Below are 1,680 nucleotides of genomic sequence, written 5' to 3'. Positions count from 1 at the left end.
GGCGCCAGTTTTTCCATCGCAACGACGCGTGGCCCGATGGCTCGATTGGCCGGCGACGTCAAGAAATTGCTGTAGTCAACGTAGTCCGTCACGGGCTGACCGGCCGGATTGTCGTTGACGATCCCGTCGAGTGCGGAGGGGTCATGCGGACCTCCGGAACTGGCCCACCAGTTGTTTTGAAAGAACGCTTTGCCGGGATCCGTCCCGTCATGCCTAACGGCGATCGTGTTGCCGATGAAGTTGCTGTTGGAAACACTGGCGGATTGTCCATTGAGGACGTAGACACCGAGATCGCCCGGACCATCGTTTGCGATCAGATCCAAGTCGGTTGCGGTGAGTGTTCCATCGACCACGACGATCGCCGAACGGGCGGTGTTGGTTGATGCGGCGGTCGAATCCAGTCGTCCCCCCGTGTACGTCACGTTCGCACCGCCCTCGATTCGCAGACCGCCACCGTAGGACGATTCGACGTTGACGTTGGTCAGCGTCATGTCGGCAGAGACTTCGATCGCCTGCCTTTCACCAGCGAAAATCCCATTGCCGTCGGTGTCACCGGCATAGCGTACGACCACATTGGAAAGCACACTTCCCGCACCGTCGATGTAGATCGATTCCCAGAAACCTGGATAGGGGCTGCTGGCATCACCGTCGCCGGTCACATCGCCGCCGACGGTGTCGTCGCTGGCTGCGGTGAAGTAAATCGGATCGGTCGGCGTTCCCAGGGCGCGCAATGCTCCGTCGCGGGCCCAGAGATAGTTTGCTTGGTCGATCTTGATGACCGTCCCCGCAGCGATGTCGAGGTTTGCGGGATTGGATTCCGCGTCAGATCCCAGCACCAGATTGCCAGAAATAATGTGAATCGGCAGATCGCCATAATCCCAGATACGACTTTCCGTCAGCGTTCCCGCCTGAATCGCGATTCGATCACCGCCGAGATTGTCCTGGCCGGTCAGATTGGTGACCTGGGGAGCGGCGTCGAGTTCGAAGTAGTAGGCGGCGCCGACGTTCTTGAACACGTGAACGTTCTCCAGTGCCGGTTTCGCCGCGCGGACATTGATCCCGTTGGAGTAACCGTGGGAAACCGTGACGTTTGTCAGACGGTTCTGTGTCTCCGCCGCGGTGCCTGCGTGATACAGTTCGATCGAACCGACCTGGCCGCTGAACGCTCCATTGCCATCGGTGTCGCCGGCGTAGCGAACCTGGACATGTTCCAAGACGTTGGACGGTCCGTACTGGTAGAGCGATTCCCAGAACCCGGGAAAGGGCTTGCTCGACGATCGGTCGCCGTTGGAATCGCCGCCGACGGTATCATCGGTGGACGCGGTGAAGACGATCGGATCCTCCGCCGTACCGACCGCGTTGATCGTGCCCGGGCGCGATTCAAAATACTGCCCATTGGACATCTTGATCACCGTCCCGGCGGCGATCGTCAACATGACGGGGTTGCTTTGGGCATCAGCGCCGACGACGAAGTTGCTGCCGGTCAAGTGGATCGGCAGGTCGCCGTAGTCCCAGGTTCGGTCCTCCGTCAACGTACCGCCTTGGATCACAATCCGGTCGCCGCCCAGGTTGCCGCGACCGCTCAATCCTGTCGTTTGGGGATCCGTATCGAGTTCAAAGTAAAACGGAACACCAATGTTGTCTTCGGTGTGGATGTTCTGCAGGATCGGATCGCCGGCG

The 1,680-nt window shown here is 59.8% G+C and carries 1 protein-coding gene; it reads right to left on the bottom strand.

What is annotated here, in order from left to right; all coding sequences use genetic code 11:
• The coding region (locus ABX749_RS31985; RefSeq protein WP_372899607.1) for a hypothetical protein at window positions 1–1,680 on the bottom strand (1,680 nt) is incomplete at both ends.

The sequence above is a fragment of the Stieleria sp. genome, from assembly GCF_041595215.1.
GTDB classification, from domain to species: Bacteria; Planctomycetota; Planctomycetia; order Pirellulales; family Pirellulaceae; genus Stieleria; species Stieleria magnilauensis.
Note: the sequence above shows the minus strand (reverse complement) of the source record. Positions and strands in the feature narration are given on the sequence as shown.